Genomic DNA, 21,261 nt, shown 5'->3' on the forward strand with positions numbered 1-21,261 from the left:
GGATTCGCAACGGAATTTAACTTCTGGGCGTAGAGCTATCTTTTTCGACACGCGGTCCCTGCGTTCGCAAGCCGCCCCCTCGTACCGCGCAAGCGTCAATCGGAAAGCGAGACGAAACCGCCCTGATGCCGGTGCAGCCTGCCTGATATGTCGAGTTCGAGGAGAATGAGATAAACCGCGGATGCCGATAGGCCGGTGTGGCGGATGACCTCGTCGATCTCGACAGGCGTCGGTCCGAGCGCGCCGATGACACGCATCCGGTCCGAATCGCCGGGCGGCATCGTTATTGCCCTGCTCTCGTGTGCGGGCTCCTCCACCGTCGACAAAGGGAAGAGGTCGAGTGGCGCAAGCGGCGCCAAGGCCTCGATGACATCGGCAGGTTCTGTAACGATCGAGGCGCCGTCCTTGAGCAGGCCGTTGGTGCCGTGACAGCGCGGATCGAGCGGCGAGCCCGGCACGGCAAACACCAGGCGGCCGAACTCGCCGGCGAGGCGTGCCGTAATCAGCGAGCCCGAGCGCATCGCCGCTTCGACGATCACCACGCCGAGCGCAATGCCGGCAATCAGCCGGTTCCGGCGCGGGAAATCGCGGGCGCGGGGCTCCCAGCCGAAAGGCATTTCGCTCACCGCCAGGCCGTTGCCGGCGGTTATCTCTTCGATCAGACGGATATTCTCCGGCGGGTAGGGCTTGTCCAGGCCGCCGGCAAGGGCGGCGATCGTGCCCGTGCCGAGGCTTGCCCGATACGCTGCCGTGTCAATGCCGCGCGCCAGACCGGAGACCACGGTATAACCCGCCCGGCCACAGTCGCGCGCCACCATCGCCGCGAATTTGGCGCCTGCGGCCGAGGCGTTGCGGGAACCGACGATGCCGACGGCCGGTCGTTTGGCGGCGGCAAGCGCGCCCTTGACGGCAAGGAGCGGCGGTGCACCGTCGATCTGTTTCAGCGCCTGCGGATAGTCCGGCTCGCCGATGCCGACAAAGCGGGCGCCGAAACGATGCGCCGCCTCCAGTTCCCGGTGCGCCTCGGCTTCGCTGGCAATGCGGATGCCCCGTGTCGCGCCGCCGCGCGCCGAAAGCTCTGGCAGCGCCGCGAGTGCCGCCTCGGCCGAACCGAAATGATTGATGAGATCGCGAAAAGTTGCAGGGCCGACATTGTCGGAACGAATCAGGCGCAGCCAGGCAATCCTCTGCCTTTCGCTGAGCACCGTGCCTGTGGATCCCGCGCACCGCGCATCCATTATCACTTCGCCCCGATCTTGCTTTCCGTTCCGCCCATCAGGCGCGAAATATTCGCCTTGTGCTTCCAGTAGGAGATGAGCGTCATCGCCGCCATGACGACCGCGACCTTTTCATTGCCCAATATCAACAGGGCAACCGGAATGACAAGCATGGCGACAAGGGCCGACAGCGAGGAATAGCGGGTGGTGACGGCGACCGCCAGCCAGATGGCGGCGAAGAGCACCACCATGATCGGCGCGACGCCGAGCAGCGTGCCGATATAGGTGGCGACACCCTTGCCGCCCTTGAAGCCGATCCAGACGGGGAAGAGATGGCCGATGAAAGCGAAGAAGCCGGCGATGATCGCGGCCTCCTCACCGAGGAAATAGCCGACGATCCAGGCTGCCGCCGATGCCTTCAAGGCGTCGAGCAGCAGGGTTGCCGCGGCGAGTTTGCGATTTCCGGTTCTGAGCACATTGGTCGCGCCGATATTGCCGGAGCCGATGCTGCGCACATCGCCGAGGCCGGCAGCGCGGGTGAGAATCAGGCCGAAGGGGATTGAGCCGAGGAGATAACCGATGACGGCAGCCGCAAGTGCGATCGGCAGCGTGATCTGCCATGACATGAGATTGGATAACATGTGCCCCCTCAGCCCTCCGTGGCTATCCTCAAGTCCGGCCTTTTCCCTCTGGGGATGAACGGCGATGGTGTCGATTCTAAACTGCGTGGACAAGCTTTCCCGAGACGTAAGTCCCAACCGCTCGCCCGCTGAAGCGTGCATCCTCGAAAGGCGTATTCTTCGAGCGGGAGAGAAGCATGTCTTTAGCGACAAGCCAAGGCTCATCGAGATCGATCAGCGTGATATCGGCCGCAGCACCCGGCTTCAGCGTGCCGGCCTCAAGGCCGAAAATTTGTGCCGGGCGGGTGGACATGGCGTCGATCAGCCGCATCAGGCCGACCTGGCCGCCATGGTGAAGCCTGAGGGCCGCTGCCAGCATCGTTTCCAATCCGACTGCGCCATCGGCCGCCTCTGCGAACGGCAGGCGCTTGGTGTCGACGTCCTGCGGGTCGTGCGAGGAGACGATGATATCGATCGCGCCGCGTGCAAGGGCCTCGGCCATGGCGACCCGGTCGTCCTCCGGGCGCAACGGCGGATAGAGCTTGAAGAAGGTGCGGTATTCGCCGATGTCGTTTTCGTTGAGCGCCAGATTGTTGATCGAGATGCCCGAGGTCACCTTGCCGCCGCGGCTACGGGCGCGTTCGATGGCCTCGACCGATTCCGGCACGGAGATCATCGCGGCGTGATAACGGCCGCGCGTCAGCTCCGCCACCCTCAGATCGCGTTCGAGCGGGATCAGCTCGGCTTCCTTCGGAATGCCGGAGAGCCCCAGCCAGCTGGCGAAAAGTCCCTCATGCATGACGCCATTGGCGCCGAGATCTTTGTCGCGGGTCTCGCAGGAAATGACGGCGCCGAATTCGCGCGCATAGGTCATGATCCGGCGCAGCACCTGCGTGTTGTGGACGCTGGAATGGGCATCGGTAAAGGCGACGGCGCCCGCCTGCATCAACAGGCCGATCTCCGTCATCTCCTCGCCGGCAAGACCCTTGGTGAGGGCGGCTGCCGGATAGACGTTGACGCTGGCCGTGTCCCGCGCCGTCTTCCTGACGAATTCCACCAGCGCGATGTCGTCAATGACGGGATCGGTGTCCGGCATCATGATGATCGAGGTGATGCCGCCGGCTGCCGCCGCCCGGCTCGCCGAGGCGATCGTCTCGCGGTGCTCGCCGCCGGGCTCGCCGATATGGACGCGTGCATCGACGAGGCCGGGGGTCGCCACGAGGCCGGTGCAGTCGCGCACGACGGCGCCTTCCGGCGCGCCCTGGTTCTGCGCCCCGCTGCCGGCGGCAAGAATCACGCCATTTTTAGCGATGATCGTTCCAATCTCGTCGAGATCGCGCGAGGGATCGACGATGCGGACATTCTTGAGGACGATCGAGTTGCTCATGCCATCATTCCGTCGGTTCGGGGACCTTGGTTCTGTGAGACGAGCAGCGTCTCCATGACGGCCATGCGCACGGCGACCCCCATTTCCACTTGTTCGGCGATGACGCTCTGCGGACCATCGGCCACCTCGGAGGCGATCTCGACGCCGCGGTTCATCGGCCCGGGGTGCATGACCAGCGCATCGTCCTTCGCTGCTTTCAGCGTTTCTGCGTCGAGTCCGTAGAAGTGATAATACTCTCGCACCGACGGCACGAAGGCGCCGGACATGCGTTCGCGCTGCAGTCGCAGCATCATCACGACGTCGGCGTCCTTCAATCCTTCCTTCATCGAGTGAAACACCTCGACACCCATCTCGGCGATGCCGGCGGGCAGCAGCGTGGCGGGCGCGACGACGCGCACGCGTGCGCCCATCGCGTTCAGCAGCAGGATATTGGAGCGCGCCACGCGCGAGTGCAGCACGTCGCCGCAGATCGCTACGGTGATCCGCGAAAGCTTGCGCTTGGCGCGGCGGATCGTCAGCGCGTCGAGCAGCGCCTGGGTCGGATGTTCGTGCTGCCCGTCGCCGGCATTGACGACCGAGCAGGAGACTTTCTGGGCTAGAAGCGCGGCCGCACCGGCGCTTGAATGGCGGATCACCAGCACGTCCGGACGCATCGCATTCAGCGTCATCGCCGTATCGATCAGCGTTTCGCCTTTCTTCACCGAGGAATTGCCGACCGACATGTTCATCACGTCGGCGCCAAGCCGCTTGCCGGCAAGCTCGAAGGAGGCCTGTGTGCGGGTCGATGCCTCGAAGAAGAGGTTGATCTGTGTCAGTCCGCGCAGCGTCGACGTCTTCTTTTCTCGCTGGCGGCTGATCTTGACGGCTTCGTCCGCCTTGTCGAGAAGATAGGTGATATCCTGCTCGGTGAGGCCCTTGATGCCAATGAGGTGGCGGTGGGGGAAAAAGACCATGACCCTGCCTCTTGCTGTCTCTTGCGGGTCTATAATGAGTGCCGCCCGCCGGGGCAAGCACGCGCTGTGGGCAAAGGCTTATGTCCCCATGCATTTTCGCCCGAATTCCGATAGAGCAGAATGAAGCGAATCATAACTTCCGGTTTTCCTTGCCGGGTTCTTGCACTAGAAGCGAACAATGACCTCCGCAAACCGGACTGACGACAAACTCGCAGAACTCAACCAGCCGAGCCTGTGGTCCGGCATCAATGCCTATCGATCCGATCCTCTGATTGTCGATCTGACGGCGACCCTGCCGCGCGGCATCCGTGAAGACCTGGAAAATATCGGCCGCTACGTCACCTCGCCGGAGGCACAGGAGCTGGCGCGCATGGCAAACCAGGGGGCGCCACAGCTGCGCACCCATGGTCCGCGCGGCGAACGTCTCGATGTCGTTGAATTCCATCCCGCCTGGCACGCGCTGATGCGTCGCTCCATGTCGGTCGGCCTGCATTCCTCCGTCTGGGATCCGCAGGCCGATATCGAGGCGAAGGACGCAGGCCACAAGGTCCGCGCCGCGAGATTTTACCTGACGGCACAGCTGGAATCTGGCCATCTCTGCCCGCTGACGATGACGAGCGCTTCGGTGGCCGCGCTGTCGGCGTCCCCTGCGGTGCAGAAGGACTGGGCGCCGAAGATCCTGTCGCGCAAATATGATTCGTCCAACCGGCCCGCTATGCAGAAGTCTGCGGTGACGATCGGCATGGGCATGACCGAAAAGCAGGGCGGCACCGATGTCAGGGCCAACCGCAGCGCTGCCGAAAAGGTCAGTGAAGGCATCTACCGGCTTTCCGGCCACAAATGGTTCATGTCGGCTCCGATGAGCGATGCCTTCATCATGCTGGCGCAGACGAAGGAGGGCATGGGCTGCTTCCTCGTGCCTCGCTTGCTGGAGGACGGGTCAGCGAACGGACTGCAGTTCCAGCGACTGAAGGATAAGGTCGGTAACCGGTCCAACGCATCTTCAGAGGTGGAGTTCACCGATACCTTCGGTTTCCTGCTCGGCGGCCCGGATGCCGGCATCCGCACCATCCTCGACATGGTGACGCTGACGCGGCTTGATTGCGCACTGGCCTCCTCCGGCATCATGCGCGCCTCGCTGGCCGAGGCCGTGCATCACACGCGCGGCCGCAGCGTCTTCGGCAGGATGCTCGTCAATCAGCCGATCATGACTCGCGTGCTGGCCGACATGGCGCTCGATGTCGCGGCCGCCACCGCGCTGTCCTTCCGTCTTGCCGATGCTTTCGACAAGGCCCGCGGCAATGCCGAAGAAGCGGCCTATGCCCGCGTCATGACTCCCGTCGCCAAATACTGGTGCTGCAAGATCGCGCCCGCGCTGATCTACGAGGCGATGGAATGCATCGGCGGCAACGGTTACATCGAGGAGCGGCCGATCGCCCGTCATTACCGGGAGGCTCCCGTCAATGCCATCTGGGAGGGCTCCGGCAACGTCATGGCGCTGGATGTGCTGCGCGTGCTCAACCGTGGCAAGGATCTGTTCGAAACGGTTTTTGCGGGCCTCGCGCGCGATCTCGGCCCCGCCGGCAAGAAAACGATCGACGTGCTACGCGCCGCAATCGCCCTCTGCGAACAGGACGAGGGCGCGGCACGCCTGCTCGTCGAGCAGCTGGCTCTTGCCGCCGGCGCCGCCGAGCTCTACCGGCTCGGGGCAGGGCGCATTGCCGATGCCTTCATAGAGACGCGCCTGGCTGGAGGCTGGCGCTCCACCTACGGCATGCTCGACTCCCGCTTCGACGCCAGCTATATCGTCGATCTGCTCTATCCCCCGGCCGCCTGATTGTCAGCGGGGGATTGACGTATCTGGTCGAGGTCGCCTTCCCAGCCGATCCCTGCGAGATATGCGATCGCATTCTTCTGACGGTGCCTGTCGACGAGGCTTCGCAAGGCTTGTTCGATCGTGGCCTTTTTCGTCGCCAATCCCGTGGCGGCCAATGCCGCTTCAAGCAAGCCCCTATCGATATCCAGAGTCGTTCGCACGGTCGCATCCCATGTGTGTGATCTCAATAATACACGTACTCGCGCTGCCTTGCTGAAAATCGATGCTGATGCCGCCGCCATAAACGAAAATCCGGCCGCGTCGCCGCAGCCGGATCTCATCATTTACGTCCGAAAATCAGCGTTCAGAAGAAGCCACGGCGCTGCCACCAGCCGGCTTTCTTCGGCTTGCCTTCGTCGCTTTCGCCATTTTCGGTACGGGCGGATTTCACCGTCGGCTCTGAGGAAGAAATATTGGATTCGCGGTTGGCGCGAACCGGCTTTGCTTCTTCCTGGGCGGGCGTTGCGAGATCGGCGGAGGCTTCGACCACCTCCGGTTCGGCTTCAACGGCGGGTGTTGCTTCCGCTACTGGTTCTTCGATCGGCGCTGCGGCGGGCTTGCGGCGGCCGCGGCCACGGGCAGGCTTTACCTCTTCGGCGATGACGGCCATATCCTCGACGGCAGCCGTTACAGCTTGGCTCTCGCCGGCCTGTTCGGGAACCGTCTCGACAATTGCGGCTTCACCTGGAGCGACGTCATCCGAAATGCCGTCGTCTTCATCCTCGCTGCCGCTGCCTTCGCCGGCTTCATTGGCCGTCAGCTCGGAGCCGTCCTCCCGATTGCGGCGACCGCCGCGCTTGCCGCGGCGACGGCGCTTGCGGCGCTGCGATTCCTCGTTTTCGGCGCGGCTCTCGGGTGCAGCGGCGGCGGTTTCGTCGCCCTCAGTGCCCTCATCGTCGCCATCTTCCTCTTCGTCGCCAGCTTCGCCTGCAGCGGCTGCCGGCTGCTCGGCATTGCCGTTGCGGCCACGACGGCGGCGGCGACGCTTGCGCTTGCGGTTGCCTTCACCTTCGCCTTCCGAACGCGCCGCAGCGGGACGTTCGGTCGCGGCAGCCTTTTCCTCGAGTTCTTCGTCTTCGTCCTCATCAGCCTCGATGACGATGTCATCGTCCTCATCCTCGGGGATGGCTGCGAAGTTGAAGAGGCTTTCGATCTTGACTGGGTTTTCGACAGGCTCGCCGCGGTCGATCGCAAAGTGCTGTGCGCCGACCGAACCGTCGGCATCGATGATGATCGCTACGCCAAAGCGCGCTTCGTAATCGACGATCGTCTGGCGCTTGTGGTTGAGCAGGTAGAGCGCGATGTCGGGCGTGGTGCGCACGGTGATGTTGTGCGTCGTATTCTTCAGCAGATATTCCTCGATGCCGCGCAGCACATGCAGGGCGACGGAGGACTGCGAACGGACGTGGCCGGTGCCGCCGCAATGCGAGCAGACCTGGGTCGTCGATTCGAGAACCGAAGCGCGGATGCGCTGGCGTGACATTTCGAGCAGGCCGAAATGCGAGATCCGGCCGACCTGGATGCGGGCGCGGTCGTTCTTCAGGCATTCCTTCAGCTTCTTCTCGACGGCGCGGTTGTTGCGCTTCTCTTCCATGTCGATGAAGTCGATGACAATCAGGCCGGCGAGGTCGCGCAGGCGAAGCTGGCGGGCGATTTCTTCAGCGGCTTCGAGGTTCGTCTGCAGCGCGGTGTCCTCGATCGAGTGTTCGCGCGTCGAGCGTCCGGAGTTGACGTCGATCGAAACCAGCGCTTCCGTCTGGTTCATGATCAGGTAGCCGCCGGAACGCAGCGTCACCTGCGGCTGCAGCATGCGGTCGAGCTGGGCCTCGATGCCGGAGCGCGAGAAGATCGGGTGGATATCGCGGTAGGGCTGAACCACCTTGGCATGGCTCGGCATCAGCATTTTCATGAAGTCTTTCGCTTCACGATAGCCTTCCTCGCCGGCAACGATGATTTCGCCGATATCCTTGTTGTAGAGGTCGCGGATCGAGCGCTTGATCAGCGAGCCCTCTTCATAGACGAGGCAGGGAGCGGTGGACGCCAGCGTCAGCGTGCGGACATTTTCCCACAGGCGCATCAGATATTCGAAATCGCGCTTGACCTCGACCTTAGTGCGGTTCGCACCGGCGGTGCGAAGGATGACGCCCATGCCTTGCGGCACTTCGAGCATGCGGGCGATTTCCTTCAGGCGCTTGCGGTCCTGCGGATTGGTGATCTTGCGGGAAATGCCGCCGCCGCGCGCCGTGTTCGGCATCAGAACCGAATAGCGGCCTGCAAGCGAGAGATAGGTGGTGAGAGCGGCACCCTTGTTGCCGCGCTCTTCCTTGGCGACCTGCACCAGCAGGATCTGGCGGCGCTTGATCACTTCCTGGATGCGGTACTGCTTGCGCGGCTTGCGCTGCACGCGGTCCGGAACTTCTTCCATCGCGTCTTCGGCGCCGACGGATTCGATGACTTCCTCTTCACCGTGATCATCGTCGTCATCGTCGTCATCGTGGCGACGCTTGCTGGTGTCGATGTCCTCGGAGATCGTGTCGGTTTCCACCATCGCGGCCATCGTGCCGCCGGCAGGGGCGTCATCGTCGTTGTCGACGCTTGCAGCGCCTTCGGCTTCGACGTCAGTCGGAACGGCATCCTCGGTCGCGGTCGTTTCAGCAACCTTCTTGCGGCTCCGGCGCGGCCTTGCCTTCTTGGCTGGCGCTTCCTCGGCGGCTTCAGGCGATGCTGCCACCTCTGCCGTTACGGCAACCTTTTCCGCCGCGGCCTCTTCCGTTACGGCAGCCGGTGCCTCTGCCGGCACGATGCCGACATCCGGCTGGTCCTGGGTCGAAAGATCGACGACCGGTGCGGTTTCGACGTGTTCGACGTCTTCGTCGCGGCGATGCTCCTCGGCTTCGGCTCGAAGCAGTGCCTGACGGTCGGCGAGCGGTATCTGATAATAATCGGGATGGATTTCGGCGAAGGCCAGGAAGCCGTGCCGGTTGCCGCCGTAATCGACGAAGGCGGCCTGCAGCGAGGGCTCGACCCTCGTTACCTTTGCAAGATAGATATTGCCGCGGATCTGCTTCTTGTGCTGCGACTCGAAGTCAAATTCTTCTATGCGGTTCCCGCGAACGACAACGACGCGCGTCTCTTCCTCGTGAGACGCATCGATAAGCATTTTGTCTGCCATGTAAGCTGTGCTCCTCGGCGTGGCCGCGAGAGCGCATTCCCGACTGCTGTTGAAACAGAAAGAATGCGGTCCACCGTGGCCGCGCCGGATATTGAAAGTCGCGCTTGACGCGAAGGGAAGAGCAGCAGCCAGACCGCAGCCGGAACCGTTTCGGTCCGGGGCCTGTACACTTCAGATAAAACCTGCTGCGAAACCATCAACAACCAAGCGTGATCGACAAATACGAAGACCCGGTTCGGGTCCGATGAGGGTTGCTCCCTGAGAGCGTGGTGGCTGATCCACCAATGAAGTTCCGACAGAAGCCGGAAAATCAGGATCCAGTTCCCGGGTTGAAGCGCATGAGACGGCGGACGATGACCGATGTGGCGCCAGGTCCAGATCTGGCTGGCAGCCCTTGCGGCGACTCTATCCCGTCAACACTTCTACCCTAAAATGCGTTGTATGTTTTCTCTGTCACAATAGCAAGGGAAAAGCCAAATGTGCCATAATATTGATGGATTTCGAATCGCATAGAAACTGGGGGCAGGTGACCGCGATTCGGCAGGTCGCAAGGCGTCTCGCTATCGAGCGTCGATCCGGCCATATCAGGTCCATCGCGGTTACAAATAGGGTGTGACGGTTTATTGTTTAAGAGGGCTCGGATCGCGGCGCAGTCCGCAACGCGGCGATCGACATTCGCAAGGCGGGTTCAGACGGCGGTGCTCATTGCAGGTTGCCTCCTGCCCGGCCTCGCGGGTTCGGCCGAGACGAAGGATCCGCTGCTCGCTTATGGGGCGCGCATCATCGGCGATGACGCCAGGACGCGCATCGTCATCGATTTCGACCGCGAACCGCGTTTCTCCGTCCATTATATCGCCAATCCGGAGCGGATCGTCGTCGATCTGCCGGCCACCGCCTTCGGTTTCCCGGGGACGGATTTGGCCGCTCGCGGCCTCTTCAAGGATATCCGCTACGGCAAGATGGATGAGGAGAGCGCCCGCATCGTGCTGACAGCGGCAAGGCCGGTGAAGCTCTCGCTCGCTAAGGTGCAGGCCGACGAGGCGGGTAGGGTTCATCGCCTGGTGCTCGACGCTGAAATGATCGATAAGGAGGCCTTTGCCGAACTGGTGAAGACACAATCGTGGGATGATCGGACCGAGGCGGCTCAGACGACGAGCGCCATTCCGACGCCGGAGAAAGCCGCCCCCGGCGATTTCGTCATTGCCGTCGACGCCGGCCATGGCGGCATCGACACCGGCGCAATCGGCGTCGATACGAAGACCGAGGAAAAGCAGGTGACGCTTGCTTTCGCCAGGGCTCTGGCCGACCGGCTGAACAAGGAGCCGGGCATCAAGGCGTTCCTGACGCGCAGCGACGACGAGTTCCTGTCGCTTTCCCAGCGCGTGCTGATCGCCCGCCAGAACCATGCCGGCCTGTTCATTTCACTGCATGCCGATACGCTGAAACAGAAGGATATCCGCGGCGCAACGGTCTATACGATTTCGGACAAGGCCTCCGATAAGCTCGCAGCCGATCTTGCCGAGCGCGAAAACCTTTCCGACCAGATCGCCGGCAAGGAGGTAGTCGCCGAGCCGCCCGAGGTCGCCGACATCCTGCTCGATCTGACGCGGCGCGAGACGCAGGCCTTTTCGATCTCGCTGGCCGAGAGCGTGCTGAATTCCTTCAAGGACCAGGTCGGCACCATCAACAATCCGCACCGCCACGCCGGCTTCCGCGTGCTGCAGGCCCCCGACGTGCCGTCGATCCTGCTCGAGCTCGGATTCCTGTCGAATGCCGAAGACGAAAAACTGCTGCTCGACGAAACCTGGCGCACCAGGATCGCCGATCTCCTGACCGAGGCGGTGAAGCGATACCGTACCGGCGTTGTGGCGAATGGCGGATAAGAGCGTCGCCCGAAGATTCTGATAGTTCGCTCAAGCGAAATCCATGAAAACAGAGACTTGGACGCCATCAGATTAATCACGTTCTGAACGCCGTGCTTCGGCTTGTCGGCGGGCAAGGGCGTTGCTTGGATGTGACAGTCCCGATGAAACGCTGCCGCGGCGGTGATTGCGGCGGGCAGAGCCCTATTTTGCTCACATTCGCGCCGTTACTCCGGCTTATGTTTCCTAGCTTGAGGCGCGGAATCGGCTTGTGGCGGTAGCGCTCATGGAGTAAGCCGCGCGCAACGTGCAAATTGTCCAGATCTGTGCAATCGTTGCGTCTGCGCCGATTGCGGATCGAAGAGACCGGTAGCTGAAAATATGCTTAGACTTCTTGGATATTTCTTCGGAATGGCCTGCGTCCTGTTTCTGGTCGCTGCGGCGGGTATTGCTATCTATCTCGCCAATGTCGCCAGGGATCTTCCGGACTATGCCGTTCTGAACAGCTACGCGCCGCCGGTGACGACCCGCGTCCATGCCGGCAACGGCGCTCTCATGGCCGAATATGCCAAAGAAAAGCGTCTTTTCCTGCCGATCCAGGCCATTCCCGACCGCGTGAAGGCCGCTTTCCTGTCGGCGGAGGACAAGAATTTCTACAACCATCCGGGCGTCGACCTCACCGGTCTCGGCCGCGCAATCCTCGTCAACCTGCAGAATTTCGGTTCGGGCCGCCGTCCCGTCGGTGCTTCCACAATCACACAGCAGGTGGCTAAGAACTTCCTCTTGAGCTCGGACCAGACGATCGACCGCAAGATAAAGGAAGCAATCCTCTCCTTTCGTATCGAGCAGGCCTACAGCAAAGACAAGATTCTCGAACTCTACCTGAACGAGATTTTCTTCGGGATGAATTCCTATGGCATCGCCGGCGCGGCGCTGACCTATTTCAATAAGTCGGTTACGGAGCTGACTGTCGCCGAGGCCGCCTATTTGGCATCGCTTCCGAAGGGCCCGGCCAATTATCATCCGTTCCGCCATCCTGAGGCGGCGCTCGAGCGTCGCAACTGGGTTATCGATCGCATGGTCGAGAACGGCTATGTCAGCCAGAGCGACGGCGCGGAAGCCAAGAAGCAGCCGCTCGGCGTCACCGCCCGCAGCAACGGTCCCTCGCTCTTCGCGTCCGATTACTTCGCCGAAGCCGTGCGCCGCCAGCTGATCGATCAATATGGCGAGAAGGTTCTTTACGAGGGCGGCCTTTCCGTGCGCACTTCGCTCGATCCCCAAATGCAGCTCGCCGCCCGCAAGGCGCTGCAGGATGGCCTTGTGACCTATGACGAGCGCCGTGGATTCCATGGGGCCATTAAGCAGATCGACTCCAGCGGCGATTGGGGCAAGGCGCTTGCCGATATCCCCGCGCTAACCGACGTTCCGGAATGGCGGCTCGCCGTCGTCCTCGCCGTGTCCGACAACAATGTCGATATCGGCCTGCAGCCGGCCAAGGACGGGAGCGGCAAGGTTGCGGCGGACCGTCAGCGCGGCACCATCGACGCCAAGAACATGCAATGGGCCTACCGTTCGGCGGATGGCTCCCGCAAGACGGCGAAATCGCCGGCCGGTGTCTTGAGCCCGGGCGATGTCGTCTATGTCGAGAAGCTCGGTGACGACGGGTCGACCTCCTATCGTCTGCGCCAGCCGCCGAAGGTACAGGGCGGGCTTGTCGCCATGGATCCGAAGACCGGCCGCGTGCTCGCCATGGTCGGCGGCTTCTCCTATGGCCAGTCCGAATTCAACCGCGCCACTCAGGCGATGCGCCAGCCGGGCTCCTCGTTCAAGCCTTTCGTCTACGCCGCGGCGATGGATAACGGTTATACGCCGGCCTCCGTCATCATGGACGCGCCGATTGAGATCGTCTCGGGCGGCCAGGTTTGGAAGCCCGAAAACTACGGCGGCGAAGTCGGCGGCCCGTCGACGCTGCGCTCAGGCATCGAGCATTCGCGCAACCTGATGACGGTGCGACTCGCCAACGATCTCGGCATGAATATCGTTGCCGAATATGCCGAACGCTTCGGTATCTACGATCACATGCTGCCGGTTCTCTCGATGTCGCTCGGCGCCGGCGACACGACAGTGCTGCGCATGGTCTCGGCCTATTCGGTCATTGCCAATGGCGGCAAGCAGATCAAGCCGACCCTGATCGACCGTATCCAGGACCGTTATGGCAAGACGATCTTCAAGCATGAGGAGCGCCTCTGCGAGGGCTGCAATGCCGGCGACTGGCAGAACCAGGAAGAGCCGAATGTCGTCGACAACCGCGAAACGGTCCTTGACCCGATGACCGCCTACCAGATCACCTCGATGATGCAGGGCGTCATCCAGCGCGGCACCGCCGCCGGCAAGATTGATCTCGGCGGTCGCGACGTCGCCGGAAAGACCGGCACCACCAATGACGAAAAGGATGCCTGGTTCGTCGGTTTCACGCCGGATCTCGTCGCCGGCCTCTATATGGGCTTCGATACGCCGGCCCCGCTCGGCCGCGGCGGCACCGGCGGCGGTCTATCCGCCCCGATTTTCAACGAATTCATGCAGGCCGCCGTCAAGGACATGCCGGAATCGAAGTTCGTCATTCCACAGGGCATGAACCTGATCCCGATCGACCGCAAGACCGGCATGGCCGCCGCCGACGGCGATCCGAACACGATCGTCGAGGCCTTCAAACCCGGCACCGGACCTGCCGACAGCTTCTCCGTCATCGGCATGGACAGCACCATGGCGCCGGAGGAGATCCTGAAGACCTCGCCGCAAGCCAACCAGGCCGTTCAGACCGGCACGCCAGGACTCTTCTGAGTCTTCACCCAATTTTGGAAACCCGCCCCGGCTCTTTACATCCGCGGCGGGCGTCTCTATGTCACCAGCACTTGAAGAAGACCGTTACAGAGAAGCAGGAAAATGCGAGCGGAAATCGAAAACGTGGTCGATGAAACCAAGCAGGCTATCACCCTGCTGAGGAGGCATCTTTGACTGGGACCAGGCAATAAGACGACTGGACTGGTTGAACAACAAGGCAGAGGATCCGAACCTCTGGAACGATGCGCAGGAGGCCCAGAAGCTGATGCGCGAGCGTCAGCAGCTCGATGACGGCATTAACGGCGTCCGGCAGCTGGAACAGCAGCTGAAAGACAATGTCGAGCTGGTCGAACTCGGCGAGGAAGAGGGCGACGAAGGCATCGTCAAAGAGGCCGAGGATGCCTTGAAGGCACTGAAGGCCGAGGCCGCGCGCCGTCAGGTGGAGGCGATGCTCTCCGGGGAGGCCGACAGCAACGACACCTATCTCGAAGTCCATTCCGGCGCCGGCGGCACCGAAAGCCAGGACTGGGCCAACATGCTGTTGCGCATGTATACCCGCTGGGCGGAACGCCAGCGCTTCAAGGTCGAGCTTCTCGAAGTCCATGACGGCGAAGAGGCGGGCATCAAGTCCGCCACCCTGCTCGTCAAGGGCCACAATGCCTATGGCTGGCTGAAGACAGAATCGGGCGTACATCGTCTGGTGCGCATTTCCCCCTACGACAGCAATGCGCGGCGCCATACGTCCTTCTCGTCGATCTGGGTCTATCCGGTCGTCGACGACTCGATCAACATCGACATCAACGAAAGCGATTGCCGCATCGATACCTATCGTTCGTCAGGCGCCGGCGGCCAGCACGTCAACACGACGGACTCGGCCGTGCGCATCACCCATATCCCGACCGGGATTGTGGTGGCCTGCCAGCAGGAACGTTCGCAGCACAAGAACCGTGCCAAGGCCTGGGAAATGCTGCGTGCCCGGATGTACGAAGCAGAGTTGAAGAAGCGCGAAGAGGCTGCCAACGCCGAAGCCGCTTCCAAGACGGATATCGGCTGGGGTCATCAGATCCGCTCCTACGTGCTGCAACCCTACCAGCTGGTCAAGGACCTGCGCACAGGCGTCGCCAGCACCGCTCCGGATGACGTGCTCGACGGCGATCTGAACGAATTCATGGAAGCGGCCCTTGCCCACCGCATCAGCGGCGCCGCCGATGCGGTCGTCGAGGATGTCGACTGACAATCAGCATCATGGAAATCAAAGCCCCGGAAACGGGGCTTTCTTTGTTCTGCCTATCGCGCCGCCATCGCCGTCATGAAACAGCGCTGCGGAAAGAGCGGCAATCTCGTCATGAACGGCCCCCCGCTCGATGCCCGGCGGATCGGTGAAGAGCTCGGCGGCAAAGGCCATGCCGAGCCCCGTGCCCTCCGGCACAAAGACATAATGCCCGAGGCCGCCGCCGAAGATTTTTAGCGCGCTGCGTGTCAGGCGCTCATGCAGCCAGCAAGAACATTCCTCAGCCGGTGCCGCCTTGTCGGCATCGCCGACAAGGATAAGAGAGGGCGCCACGACAGCTTTCAGGCTATCCGCGCCGAAGCTGAAAACGGAGCGACCCGGCGCGCAGAGGACCGCCGCTGTGATCCTGTCGTCCCGATAGGATCGCGACATGCGGAACCATGATTCGCGAAAAACATCGCTGGTGCGAAGCAGTGAGGGAATATGATCGGCGAGGTCGGGAAATTCCCTCGGGCCGCGTGGACCACCCGGCTTCAGCCGTGACCGTTCGAACTGCGAGAACTGGGTGACGGCGCCGAGAAGCAGCATGACGCTATAGGCTCCGGCCGAAAATCCGACCGCGAATGCACGGTCCGCATCGATCCGACCGGCAAAATGGCCAAGCCAGTCGCGACAGCGGTCGAGCATCAAGCTCAGATCTGGCGCCCGTTCCCAGAGACAGGCAAAACCTTCGGCGCGATAGGGCTCACTGCCCGTATTGCCGTGATGATCGACGCCGAGCGCTGCAAATCCGCGATCGACCAGGCGTCGCGCCAGCCATTCCAGTCCGGCCGCAGATCCACCAGTGCCATGTGACAGCAGGACGAGGGGATAAGGCCTGTCTGAGGGCCGAATCGGTGCGTCGCGAGCGACCGCCGCCTTCCGAAACCAGCTTCTCTCCTGGATCTCGCATTCCTGCGCGTTATCGGCAGCCGGATACCATAGCGACCAGCGGACTGGCCTTGGACCGGCTGCGTCCCAGTCCAGTCTCCGGTCGTCATAGAGGATGCCCTCGCGAAAGCCGAGTTTCATCTTCCTCGCCTGTGCGAACAGCGTCTCGCTGCTCAATTGGTCGCTTTCTCGATGGTGATGTCGCCGAGTTCGTCAATCAGCACGGTCCAGCCGTCCGGCTCGGCTGCGGGATCGGTCTTCAGATAGATCGTAGCGAAGAGGCCGGGTTGCTTGATGATGCCGCTCGAGTTTTCGGGGCGTATATCGGTCACGTATGGCTTCAGGTCGCTGATCTCCTGCAGCTCGATGGTCGAGGCAATCGCCGGACCGGTCTCGGTCTGGGCAATCTGCTGAAGATAGACTTTCGATGTCCTGTCCGGCTGACGCACGGCAAAGAGCTTGTAATAGCCGTGGCGCTTTTGCTGAGGGGCGGACACGCTTTCGGCAGCGGTGGGCGCCCGCTCGACATCAGGTGCGTTGCCGTCATCCTCCCAGTAGCCGGTGCTGGTCGCGAAAATCACAGAAGCCGGCAGGATGACGTCCTGCGCGGGAGCGGCGATCGCGGCCGAGCATCCAGCGAGGAAAACCGTGGCCATCAATGTCAGGCGCATTGCCATCATTTCAATCCTTGAACTGCTCGGCGAGAATGCGGTCGGACCAGGAGCGGTCCGGATCGGAGAGGATACGCGCCGTCATATGCTCCGACTGGGCGATGCGGACATGCAGCACCGATTTGACCTCCGTATTGTCTGCCACCGCATTCACCGGCCGCTTCACCGGTTCGAGCACGTCGATATCGACGGTCACCTTGTTCGGAAGCAGGGCGCCCCTCCAGCGCCGCGGCCTGAAAGCGCTGACCGGCGTCATGGCGAGCAGTGGCGCCTCGAGCGGCAGGATGGGGCCATGGGCGGAAAGATTATAGGCCGTCGATCCCGCTGGGGTGGCCACCATTAGCCCGTCGCAGATCAGCTCCTCCAGACGCACGCGCCCGTCGACCACCACCCTCAGATTGGCGGCCTGATAAGACTGACGGAAAAGATAAACCTCGTTGATGGCGAGCGCTGTGGAATTCGTGCCGTCGGCATTGGCCGTCGTCATCTTCAACGGGCGGAAGGCGTTTTCGACGGCGACGCAGATACGCTCCTGAAGCCGTTCCGTGCTGTAATCATTCATCAGAAAGCCGACCGAGCCGCGATTCATGCCGTAGACCAGCTTGCCCGAATTCATGGTGCTGTGCAGCGTCTGCAGCATGAAGCCATCGCCACCCAGTGCGACGATGACATCAGCCTTGTCCTGAGGCACGTCGCCATAGATGCGAATCAGCTCTTCTCGCGCTGCGAGCGCCTCCATCGTCGGCGAGGCGATAAAGGAAAGCGTCTGGAATGAACGGCCCATACAATGCCCTTTGTGAAGCTGCTCTAGCTAAAGGATAAATGGCAGTTGCGACAAGGCCGTTTTGCAAGACAAGGCGTTTTGAATACGCGCAGACTTGTCGGCGCTCCCACGGATTTTCCTTTACAGGATCGCAGAATCTGTTAGTTGGGCAGCTATTGCCCTTGTAGCTCAGTTGGTAGAGCACCTGATTTGTAATCAGGGGGTCGCGGGTTCGAACCCTGCCGGGGGCACCAGCCTACGCTCGTGAGCTTCGGCTCGGCGAGCCGAAGAGAGCGGCCAAGCGAAGGCTGTCGCGTCGTAGTTTCGTTGAGAACGAAGGCGGACTGGTTTCGATAATGCTCCGGCGCGTTTTTCCTTAATGAACCCCGTCCGAAGGACTGTTTCAGCGGCAATTCAGCCGCGACGGCGCAGTGTCTCCCCATCCTCAATGAGGAACCAGCCATGAAGTTCGCGGATATTTGCTGACCGCAGCCATTTCCCTCGAGTGGTGCCAATATGATCGCGACATGCCCTGGTTCTATTGCAGCTGAAGACAGTCGGTCTCAGCTACCCGTCGTTCCGGTTCAATGCGCGAGGGGTTCGTTGATTTTGGCCTCGATCCTGTCGCCATTACCGGTCTGTCCGGCACCGGAAGGTGACATCATCGCGATGCTGAGCACCGAGGCGACCATGACGGCGACGATGGCGATCATTATGCGCATAAGCGTTCAATCCTCGTTCGATCGGGGATTAACGCGCGATTGCCGTCCGCGTTCCTCTCGGCCTATTGCACCGGCCCCGGCGTCGCGGGGCCAGGCGCCGTCGGCGACAAGGGATCGGCCTGGTGAACGGGATGCGACGTGTCCACCCAAATGATGCTGAGAATGATTCCCACAAAGGCCGCGATGAAGAGGATACCGAAAATCAGCGGTCGAATGGCCATGATGGGAATCGCTCCTTCTTGCTTATGACCGGTCGCTACGGATCGATCGCCGCCCGATCATAATGCTCCAGAAGGTCATTCCAAGGCAAAAAGTGGATTTCTCCGGCTCGAGCCATGCGCCGGGATCAGTGGCGCACGAGCGAAAGCGGCTTGCCGCCTTCTTCTCTGGACTTGTCGAAATTGCCGTCGGCGCGCATGTCGAAGCTGAGCGACGAACCGTCATGGCTCATCAGCGTCAGCCCGAAACCATCGATATCCCATATGGTGAGCTTGAGCCCGGCGACATTGGCGGCGCAGTCTCCGGAAAGCGATAGGGGTGCGTGGCCGTCCGTATCGACGGTGCCGTCGAGTGTCACGTTGCAGAGCTTTTCGCCGCCCGGTCTTTGCATTGCCCATGTCCCGGCAAGGCTCCAGAAGGTCGGCAAGTGATCGACACCATCTGGTGCCGAGATCAGCAGGAGCGGTGTTTCGTCTTCCGTTTTCATCGCTGAACCCTCGTTCTCGACGAAACGGGCGATGACCTTGCGCATTGCATCGATCAGAATGAGGCCGCCACTGCCGTCGAAATTCCAGGCATAGGACTCGGCGAGCGCCGGCAGTGGCGTAGTGCAAGACTCCTGGCCAGAGAGCGAATAGCCGCCGATCGCCGTACCGGTTTCAAGCGTCATCCGGCATCCCGCGCGGCCGTCTTGCGGGGCAAAGAGATAGGTCCCGGCCTGCGCTTTAACAATATCGGCATCGATCTCCTGGCCCTGGGCCAGGCCACAAGCAAGGAGGGCTGCTGCCGCAGCCGAAAGCCGGACGACGAAACGGATCATGACACTTCCCCCCTGGCGCGATGACTGCGGTCGCTTGAATTGAGCTGGTCGCTTGTTGGCCCACCTATGGCTTCAGATAGAGCCGCGCCGCATAAAGCGCGATCGCCGCTGCATTCGAGACGTTCAGCGATTTGATTGCGCCCGGCATGTCGAGGCGGGCAAGTGCGTTGACGGTTTCGCGCGTCTTCTGCCTGAGCCCCTTGCCCTCCGAGCCGAGCACCAGCGCCACCTTGTCGCCTGAGAAGGTGCCTTCGAGCGGCGCCGGCCCTTCCGAATCGAGGCCGATGGTGGAGAAGCCGAGCCTGTGCAATTCGCCGAGTGCATCGGCGAGATTGGTGATCTGTATATAAGGTATCAGTTCCAGGGCGCCGGAGGCGGATTTGGCGAGCACGCCTGACTCGGTCGGGCTATGTCTCTGGGTGGTGATAACGGCCCCGGCATTGAAGGCGACGGCCGAGCGCATGATCGCGCCGACATTGTGCGGATCGGTGACCTGATCGAGCACGAGCAGGAGAGGGCTGTCCTTTAGCGCTTCGAGCCGGCGCATCGGTAGCGGCCGCGTTTCCAGCATGACGCCCTGATGGATCGCCTCGGGACCCAGCACCTTGTCGATCTCGTGCGGCGAGACGATTTCGAAGGGAATGCCGAGCGTCTCGACGTCGATTTCCAGGCGCACGAGCGCATTCTGTGTCGTAAACAGCTTGATCTTCTTGCGCTCCGGATTGTCGAGAGCGGCGCGCACTGTATGGAGGCCATAGAGATATACCTGGTCGGGCGCGAGCGCCGGCGGCTTCCAGTCCTCAGCTCCACGCCGGCGCTTCTGTGGCTGGGGTGTCGGGATCTCGCCGCGTTCGCGCTTGGCGTCACGGTGGGCGCGCCTCAGATTGGCGTAGTGCGTATCCTTGGCGGATGGCTCTGTCGCGGCCTTGCCGCCGGATTTGTTGTCTTTGCTCATGCGGCTTTATAGCCATGGCGTTCGCTGCCGCATAGGCTTTCTTTCAAATGCCGGCTTTCGGCGGCGAATGAAATTTTTCGTGTTTTTTCCATTGTCATCGTGTTGACAGACGGAAATGCTCCGGTCATATACGCGGCGCAGACGACGGGCGGCAACGCTTCGAAGTCTGACGAACTTGGTCTTCAAGATCCGGACGAAAAACTGGAGAGATGCCCGAGTGGTTAAAGGGGACGGACTGTAAATCCGTTGGCTCAGCCTACGTTGGTTCAAATCCAACTCTCTCCACCATTCGTCATCGGATCTGACCATCCCGCGGGTATAGCTCAATGGTAGAGCAGCAGCCTTCCAAGCTGAATACGCGGGTTCGATTCCCGCTACCCGCTCCAGTCTCCCTTAAAGCCAGTTGACGCGATCGCAGTCGCGATCGTCACGCGCGCTGTTTCCAGCCGTGGCTGAGACGCCGGCCGCCATTGCCGCAGGCGAGGGATGTCAATGCCGGCGGCCGCGGCTCATCCTTGGTGATCCGTGCGATTTTCTCTGAGATTCCAGCGATTTTTGGAGGGGCCGCGGCGAATCGCCTTGCAGGCGGCGAATTGTCTCCCATATGCGCTGTCACGCCAAGATTGGCGTCTGCAATTAAGTCTTGCGCAATTTCGCCGAAAGCCTTAAACGGCGGCACTAAACCGGTTCGCCGGGGCCACCATTTCGTTCACAGGAAGCATTCAAATGGCAAAGAGTAAGTTTGAGCGCAACAAGCCGCACGTCAACATCGGCACGATCGGCCACGTTGACCACGGCAAGACGTCTCTGACGGCAGCGATCACGAAGTACTTCGGTGAGTTCAAGGCGTACGACCAGATCGACGCGGCTCCGGAAGAGAAGGCGCGCGGCATCACGATCTCGACGGCGCACGTCGAGTATGAGACGCCGGCCCGCCACTACGCGCACGTCGACTGCCCCGGCCATGCCGACTACGTGAAGAACATGATCACCGGTGCGGCGCAGATGGACGGCGCGATCCT

The 21,261-nt window shown here is 61.8% G+C and carries 18 protein-coding genes and 3 tRNA genes; 8 read left to right on the plus strand and 13 right to left on the minus strand.

Annotated features, from left to right (window positions below; all coding sequences use genetic code 11):
- Positions 1-95: 95 nt before the first annotated feature.
- From dprA to PH551_RS10275, 4 genes are all read right to left on the minus strand, one after another.
- The gene (gene dprA / locus PH551_RS10260) at positions 96-1,238 is read right to left on the minus strand and encodes a DNA-processing protein DprA (protein WP_285192896.1); all 1,143 of its coding nucleotides are present in this window, start codon (positions 1,236-1,238) and stop codon (positions 96-98) included.
- A 2-nt stretch (positions 1,239-1,240) separates the two neighbouring features.
- Positions 1,241-1,858 carry a glycerol-3-phosphate 1-O-acyltransferase PlsY gene (gene plsY / locus PH551_RS10265; protein WP_285192897.1) on the minus strand — a complete coding sequence of 206 codons (618 nt, stop codon included), beginning with the start codon at positions 1,856-1,858 and terminating at the stop codon, positions 1,241-1,243.
- A gap of 76 nt (positions 1,859-1,934) precedes the next feature.
- Positions 1,935-3,224 carry a dihydroorotase gene (locus PH551_RS10270; RefSeq protein ID WP_285192898.1) on the minus strand — a complete coding sequence of 430 codons (1,290 nt, stop codon included), beginning with the start codon at positions 3,222-3,224 and terminating at the stop codon, positions 1,935-1,937.
- Positions 3,221-4,177, minus strand: coding sequence for an aspartate carbamoyltransferase catalytic subunit (locus PH551_RS10275; RefSeq protein WP_285192899.1), 957 nt, complete (start codon positions 4,175-4,177; stop codon positions 3,221-3,223). The genes PH551_RS10270 and PH551_RS10275 overlap by 4 nt, the downstream gene beginning before the upstream one ends.
- Before the next feature lie 178 nt (positions 4,178-4,355).
- On the opposite strand from PH551_RS10275, the gene PH551_RS10280 reads away from it, so the two are divergent.
- Positions 4,356-6,014 (plus strand): acyl-CoA dehydrogenase family protein, encoded by a 1,659-nt coding sequence (locus tag PH551_RS10280; RefSeq protein ID WP_285192901.1) that lies wholly within the window; start codon positions 4,356-4,358, stop codon positions 6,012-6,014.
- Here PH551_RS10280 and PH551_RS33025 read toward each other — a convergent pair.
- A complete protein-coding gene (locus PH551_RS33025) occupies positions 5,996-6,337 on the minus strand; it encodes a type II toxin-antitoxin system VapB family antitoxin (RefSeq protein WP_483315412.1) in 342 nt (113 codons plus the stop codon). The two genes, PH551_RS10280 and PH551_RS33025, sit on opposite strands and share 19 nt — an antisense overlap.
- A 20-nt stretch (positions 6,338-6,357) precedes the next feature.
- On the minus strand, positions 6,358-9,225 hold the full coding sequence (locus PH551_RS10290) for a ribonuclease E/G (protein ID WP_285192902.1): 2,868 nt from the start codon (positions 9,223-9,225) through the stop codon (positions 6,358-6,360).
- Between the two features lie 623 nt (positions 9,226-9,848).
- Here PH551_RS10290 and PH551_RS10295 point away from each other — a divergent pair.
- The 3 genes from PH551_RS10295 (at position 9,849) to prfB (ending at position 15,162) form a co-directional block, all read left to right on the plus strand.
- The gene (locus tag PH551_RS10295; RefSeq protein ID WP_285192904.1) at positions 9,849-11,108 is read left to right on the plus strand and encodes an N-acetylmuramoyl-L-alanine amidase; all 1,260 of its coding nucleotides are present in this window, start codon (positions 9,849-9,851) and stop codon (positions 11,106-11,108) included.
- A 360-nt stretch (positions 11,109-11,468) separates the two neighbouring features.
- Positions 11,469-13,928 (plus strand): penicillin-binding protein 1A, encoded by a 2,460-nt coding sequence (locus PH551_RS10300; protein ID WP_285192905.1) that lies wholly within the window; start codon positions 11,469-11,471, stop codon positions 13,926-13,928.
- 102 nt (positions 13,929-14,030) lie between these two features.
- A protein-coding gene (prfB, locus tag PH551_RS10305) for a peptide chain release factor 2 (protein ID WP_176536255.1) occupies positions 14,031-15,162 on the plus strand; the annotation gives its coding sequence in 2 pieces (ribosomal slippage) (positions 14,031-14,099 and positions 14,101-15,162; 1,131 coding nt in all).
- A gap of 18 nt (positions 15,163-15,180) precedes the next feature.
- Here the strand turns inward: prfB and PH551_RS10310 are convergent.
- The 3 genes from PH551_RS10310 to PH551_RS10320 are packed head-to-tail and all read right to left on the minus strand — an operon-like array spanning position 15,181 to position 17,544.
- A complete protein-coding gene (locus PH551_RS10310; protein WP_285192906.1) occupies positions 15,181-16,230 on the minus strand; it encodes an alpha/beta hydrolase family protein in 1,050 nt (349 codons plus the stop codon).
- 32 nt (positions 16,231-16,262) lie between these two features.
- Positions 16,263-16,766, minus strand: a complete 504-nt coding sequence (locus PH551_RS10315; protein WP_285192907.1) for a hypothetical protein — start codon at positions 16,764-16,766, stop codon at positions 16,263-16,265.
- 4 nt (positions 16,767-16,770) lie between these two features.
- Positions 16,771-17,544: an NAD kinase gene (locus tag PH551_RS10320; RefSeq protein ID WP_011424966.1), complete on the minus strand. Its 774-nt coding sequence runs from the start codon at positions 17,542-17,544 to the stop codon at positions 16,771-16,773.
- A 157-nt stretch (positions 17,545-17,701) separates the two neighbouring features.
- On the opposite strand from PH551_RS10320, the gene PH551_RS10325 reads away from it, so the two are divergent.
- Positions 17,702-17,777, plus strand: a tRNA-Thr gene (locus PH551_RS10325).
- Between the two features lie 330 nt (positions 17,778-18,107).
- On the opposite strand, the gene PH551_RS10330 is transcribed toward PH551_RS10325, so the two are convergent.
- The 4 genes from PH551_RS10330 to rlmB all read right to left on the minus strand — a co-directional run bounded on the left by PH551_RS10330 (position 18,108) and on the right by rlmB (position 20,239).
- Positions 18,108-18,245 carry a hypothetical protein gene (locus tag PH551_RS10330; RefSeq protein ID WP_198175514.1) on the minus strand — a complete coding sequence of 46 codons (138 nt, stop codon included), beginning with the start codon at positions 18,243-18,245 and terminating at the stop codon, positions 18,108-18,110.
- A 62-nt stretch (positions 18,246-18,307) separates the two neighbouring features.
- Entirely contained in the window at positions 18,308-18,466 is a 159-nt protein-coding gene (locus tag PH551_RS10335; protein WP_176536253.1) for a hypothetical protein, read from the minus strand.
- 125 nt (positions 18,467-18,591) lie between these two features.
- Positions 18,592-19,284: an AprI/Inh family metalloprotease inhibitor gene (locus tag PH551_RS10340; protein ID WP_285192908.1), complete on the minus strand. Its 693-nt coding sequence runs from the start codon at positions 19,282-19,284 to the stop codon at positions 18,592-18,594.
- 64 nt (positions 19,285-19,348) lie between these two features.
- Complete coding sequence (gene rlmB, locus PH551_RS10345; protein ID WP_285192909.1) at positions 19,349-20,239, minus strand: 23S rRNA (guanosine(2251)-2'-O)-methyltransferase RlmB; 891 nt, start codon at positions 20,237-20,239, stop codon at positions 19,349-19,351.
- Positions 20,240-20,442: 203 nt separating this feature from the next.
- Here rlmB and PH551_RS10350 point away from each other — a divergent pair.
- The 3 genes from PH551_RS10350 to PH551_RS10360 form a co-directional block, all read left to right on the plus strand.
- Positions 20,443-20,527, plus strand: a tRNA-Tyr gene (locus PH551_RS10350).
- A gap of 24 nt (positions 20,528-20,551) precedes the next feature.
- A tRNA-Gly gene (locus PH551_RS10355) sits at positions 20,552-20,625 on the plus strand.
- 340 nt (positions 20,626-20,965) lie between these two features.
- On the plus strand, positions 20,966-21,261 hold a 296-nt coding region (locus PH551_RS10360), incomplete at its 3' end, for a GTP-binding protein (protein ID WP_285192910.1).

The sequence above is a fragment of the Rhizobium atlanticum genome, assembly GCF_030182485.1.
Lineage (GTDB): Bacteria > Pseudomonadota > Alphaproteobacteria > Rhizobiales > Rhizobiaceae > Rhizobium.